Here is a 3,770-nt window from a genome sequence, read left to right as displayed (position 1 = left end):
CATAGGACCAGAAAGGCGATGAAGGTCAGGATGAAGGACCATGACCCGCCGATGCGGGCGATCGTATCGGCAAGCCGGTCGCCGAAGGTCTGGTGGAAGGCAACGGCCTTGTTGGTGTCGCGCGAGATGGTGGTGCGTTCGAGCGTCGATTGCAGCACCCGGCTTTCGAGCTGGCTGAGGCCGTCCGGCCGCCGCTTGAGCCAGCGGTTCGCCAGATCGTCGATCGTCTTGTTCATGGCCATCTCCAGGGTCTTAGGCTTGCCGTAAGAGGTAGAGGCTGCCGGCTCGCACGGGAAGTGTTAGATTGATTCCAGTTGCCGAGGGACCAATGGCCGATTTCAAGAAAATTCGCGCTCGCGCCGCAAAACGTAAGGGCGGCGAAGAGGAACTGACGTCGCTGCTTGGTCCGGCGCCTGACAATGCCGCCGTGGCTGACATCCCCGATGACCGCATTCTCTCCATTATGGCTGAGCGCGTCTTCGCCGCCGGTTTCGTCTGGCGCGTCATCGAGCAGAAATGGCCTGGCTTCGAGGAGGCGTTTCTGCGCTTTGAGCCGAAGCGGCTGTTGTTCCAGCCCGATGATTTCTGGCACGATCTGACGGCCGACCAGCGCATCGTACGCAACCCGCAGAAGATCAGATCCGTTCGCGACAATGCTGCCTTTGTCGAGCGTGTGTCGAAGGAATATGGCGGTTTCGGCAAATTCCTTGCGGAATGGCCCGATGATGACCAGGTCGGGCTGATGGCCTGGCTCGGCAAGCATGGCAGCCGGCTGGGCGGCAATACGGGCCAGTATTTCCTGCGCTGGCTGGGGTGGGATGCGTTCGTCATCTCGGGCGATATGGCCGCGGCGTTGCGCGACGCCGGCCTCGACATCGCCGAAAGCCCGACTTCGAAGAAGGACCTGGACAAGATCCAGAGGCAAATCAATCAATGGGCAGCGGAGACGCATCTGCCGCGCCGCCATATTTCACGCATCCTGGCGATGTCGATCGGCGAGAACCATTCGCCGCAAGCGCTGCGCGAATATATGGGCGACGACTGAAACGTGGTCGCTTGCCACGATCGGCATTCGTCGATCGGTCAACACGATCGAATCGATCGGTCCGGACACGAATGACATTCGTCATTTGCTCCGAATTGGTCCAAACGAACGCCATTGCCCGAGCAATTTTGCCGCGCTAAGTCAGCAGGCATGACCAAGAAGCTCGACATCCTGCGCATCGCCGTCGCCCAGCTCAATCCGACTGTCGGCGACATATCAGGCAATCTCGCCAAAGCCCGCGAGGCGAGGGCGGATGCCGCACGTCAGGGCGCCGATCTCGTGCTCTATACCGAGCTTTTCCTCGCCGGCTACCCGCCGGAGGATCTGGTGCTGAAGCCGGCCTTTTTGAAAGCCTGCGAAAAGGCGGCACAGGACTTTGCCGCCGACACCGCGGATGGCGGTCCCGGCGTCATCATCGGCACGCCGTTGAAGCGCAAGAGCGGCACGCACAATTCGATCATCTTCGCCGACGGCGGCAAGATCATCGCCGAACGCTACAAGCTCGATCTGCCGAACTACGGCGAGTTCGACGAGAAGCGCGTCTTCCAGGCCGGACCCGAGATCCAGGGGCCGGTCAATTTCCGCGGCGTGCGCATCGGAATTCCGATCTGCGAGGACATCTGGGGCGATGTCGATATCTGCGAGACGCTGGCCGAAAGCGGGGCGGAAATCCTGCTGGTGCCGAACGGCTCACCCTATTATCGCGCCAAGATCGATGTCCGCCACCAGGTCGTCATCCGCCAGGTCATCGAATGTGGGCTGCCGATGATCTATGCCAACCAGCTTGGCGGCCAGGACGAGCTGATCTTCGACGGCGCTTCGTTTGCCATTGGCGCCGACAAGACGCTTGCCTTCCAGATGAGCCAGTTCGAGGAAGCGGTCGACGTCACCACCTGGAAGAGACAAGGCGATCACTGGGTCTGCTCGGAAGGGCCGATGTCGAAAATCCCGGACCGGGAGGAGGCCGACTATCGCGCCTGCATGCTGGGCCTGCGCGACTACGTCAACAAGAACGGCTTCAAGAACGTCGTGCTTGGTCTGTCCGGCGGCATCGATTCGGCGATCTGCGCGGCGCTGGCCGTCGATGCGCTCGGCGAGGAACGGCTGCGCGCGGTGATGATGCCCTACCGCTATACCTCGAAGGATTCGCTCAAAGATGCCGAGGATTGCGCCCGCGCTCTCGGCTGCCGCTATGACATCGTGCCCATCTTCGAACCCGTGGAGGGCTTCCTGCACGCGCTGACGCAGATGTTCGAAGGCACCAAGGAAGGTATCACCGAGGAGAATTTGCAGAGCCGCGCGCGCGGCACCATCCTGATGGCGATCTCCAACAAGTTCGGCTCGATGGTCGTCACCACCGGCAACAAGAGCGAGATGTCGGTCGGTTATGCCACGCTCTATGGCGACATGAATGGCGGCTTCAATCCGATCAAGGACCTCTACAAGATGCAGGTCTACGCGCTGTCGCGCTGGCGCAACAGCCACGTGCCGCCGGGCGCGCTGGGACCCTCGGGCGAGGTGATCCCGAAGAACATCATCGACAAGGCGCCGTCGGCGGAATTGCGCGAGAACCAGACCGACCAGGATTCGCTGCCGCCCTATCCGGTGCTGGACGATATCCTCGAATGCCTGGTCGAGAATGAGATGGGTGTCGACGACATCGTCGCGCGCGGCCATGACCGGGCGACGGTGACCCGCATCGAGCACCTGCTCTACATCGCAGAATACAAGCGACGGCAGGCGGCGCCGGGCGTGAAGATCACGAAAAAGAATTTTGGCCGCGACCGCCGCTACCCCATCACCAATCGTTTCAGGGATCGCAGCTAGGTACCGAAAGCGCACGCGGCGCGGCCGGAGACAACCATGCCCGATTGTGAGATCAGCTTCGACATGTCACGGATCGATTTCCGTGCGACATCGGACCTGTTGATGGCAAGCTATTGGGGCGCCGGACGCACTGACGAAGTCCATCGCCGCGCCTTTGCCAACTCGCTTTGCGTCGGCGCCTATGTCGATGGCAGGCAAGTCGGCTTCGGCCGGGCGATCACCGACCGCACCGTATTCGCCTATCTCGCCGATATCATCATCTGGCCGGAGAATCGCGGGCAGGGCATAGGAAGCCGGCTCGTCCAGGTCCTGATCGATCATCCGGAGGTCAGGACCGTTTTCCATTGGAGCCTGTCGACCAGCGATGCCCATGGCATGTATGAAAAGCTCGGGTTCAAGCCATCGACCGATGGCCGCTACATGCGCTTGGATCGCGTTCCTGAATGAGGCGCGGCTTGCCCGCCATTGTTGCAAAATAATCGCAGTGGTTGGACCAGATACGCTTTTGGCGTCAGCCCGTCTTGGCGGTGCATCGGAGCGTCTCTATAAGAACCGCTCCGCAATTGTCTTGCGGGAGGTCCGAATGGCAGTATTTCACATGGTAATGCGAGGCCGCGAAGCCTAGGTCTCATCCGGCGCTCCGCGAAGGTTTGCCCTTCGTGCCGATGCCGGATCGAGCGCAGGCTTATGCCGATGCCGATCGCCGCCCGGTTATGGGCGAGACGCCAAATATGCCACTCCGCTTCCGGGCAATCATTGGCCCTTGCGCGGCTTCTTCAATTTTCGACCTACTGGGATCGGGCTCGTTTGTGCCCGAATGACATCATGGCTCGTTTCAAGATCGATTTGCGCGCGAGCGCCTTTCGCAGCGTTCTTGGCTTCACGCTCACCCATTGGC

At 61.0% G+C, this 3,770-nt stretch carries 3 protein-coding genes and 1 pseudogene; 3 read left to right on the top strand and 1 reads right to left on the bottom strand.

The window, feature by feature from the left end; all coding sequences use genetic code 11:
• Window positions 1-236: pseudogene (locus EN949_RS33665) on the bottom strand (cyclic nucleotide-binding protein); the annotation flags it as partial.
• 92 nt (window positions 237-328) lie between these two features.
• On the opposite strand from EN949_RS33665, the gene EN949_RS33660 reads away from it, so the two are divergent.
• The 3 genes from EN949_RS33660 (at window position 329) to EN949_RS33650 (ending at window position 3,319) form a co-directional block, all read left to right on the top strand.
• Window positions 329-1,045, top strand: coding sequence for a DNA-3-methyladenine glycosylase I (locus EN949_RS33660; RefSeq protein WP_063167906.1), 717 nt, complete (start codon window positions 329-331; stop codon window positions 1,043-1,045).
• A 150-nt stretch (window positions 1,046-1,195) separates the two neighbouring features.
• Window positions 1,196-2,872, top strand: a complete 1,677-nt coding sequence (locus tag EN949_RS33655) for an NAD+ synthase (protein ID WP_013531895.1) — start codon at window positions 1,196-1,198, stop codon at window positions 2,870-2,872.
• 36 nt (window positions 2,873-2,908) lie between these two features.
• Window positions 2,909-3,319 (top strand): GNAT family N-acetyltransferase, encoded by a 411-nt coding sequence (locus EN949_RS33650; protein ID WP_127366342.1) that lies wholly within the window; start codon window positions 2,909-2,911, stop codon window positions 3,317-3,319.
• The last annotated feature ends 451 nt before the right edge of the window (window positions 3,320-3,770 follow it).

Origin of the sequence: Mesorhizobium sp. M7A.F.Ca.US.007.01.2.1, assembly GCF_003998165.1 — a bacterium.
GTDB lineage: Bacteria > Pseudomonadota > Alphaproteobacteria > Rhizobiales > Rhizobiaceae > Mesorhizobium > Mesorhizobium ciceri.
This window is presented reverse-complemented; position numbering and strand designations above follow the sequence as displayed.

Coding starts and splice junctions, on each gene's coding strand:
- EN949_RS33660 (WP_063167906.1), top strand. CDS start 329: ATGGCCGATTTCAAGAAAATTCGCGCTCGCGCCGCAAAACGTAAGGGC.
- EN949_RS33650 (WP_127366342.1), top strand. CDS start 2,909: ATGCCCGATTGTGAGATCAGCTTCGACATGTCACGGATCGATTTCCGT.
- EN949_RS33655 (WP_013531895.1), top strand. CDS start 1,196: ATGACCAAGAAGCTCGACATCCTGCGCATCGCCGTCGCCCAGCTCAAT.